Raw genomic sequence first — 586 nt, 5'->3', positions numbered from 1 at the left:
CAGCCTTGGCGACCCGCAGATCGCCCTTGACCGGCTGCGCCTGCGCCGCCCGCTCTGCCATGCGCTTTTGATGGGCCTGCCACACGGCGGCAGAGGCCGCGTCGCCCGCGCCAATCGCCTGATCGTCCAGAAGCGCGCGGATCGGCCGTCCCGGCAGGCTGGCATCCAACCGCGCCAAAGCCGCCTGCTGCGATGGCACACGAAAGCGCCGCACCGCAAAGATCACCGTGCCAAGAAACGACAGACCAACCAGCGCCAGCACCGCCCAAAGCGGCGAGCCAGTGAGACGTTCCTGCAGCCCCATCATAAGCAGCGCCAACACCGCCAGACAAAGCGTCAGCATCGGCCAGAACGCTTGCACCAAGGTCTCTGCCAACATCCCCGCCCAGGTCAGCCGCAGCGGCCAACGCAATGCGCGCAGCCCGTCTGTCCTGTCAGTGGATGTCCGCATAGGTCACGCTCCCGCGCTCCGGCGGCGGGGTGCCGTCAGAGCCATTCAGGGATAGTATCGCGGTTTATCATTTCGTCAAAGCTCGGCCTTGGGCGGATAACCGCGAATTGATCGCCATTAACCAAAACTTCAGGG

1 protein-coding gene is annotated in these 586 nt (G+C 65.0%); it reads right to left on the bottom strand.

What is annotated here, in order from left to right; all coding sequences use genetic code 11:
• Positions 1-451: DUF4175 family protein (locus tag Q7C20_RS26890; protein ID WP_375071210.1), on the bottom strand; the 451-nt coding region annotated here is incomplete at its 3' end.
• Positions 452-586: the final 135 nt, after the last annotated feature.

The sequence above is a fragment of the Pseudomonas sp. AMR01 genome (assembly GCF_041946035.1).
Lineage (GTDB): Bacteria > Pseudomonadota > Gammaproteobacteria > Pseudomonadales > Pseudomonadaceae > Aquipseudomonas > Aquipseudomonas antarctica_B.
This window is presented reverse-complemented; position numbering and strand designations above follow the sequence as displayed.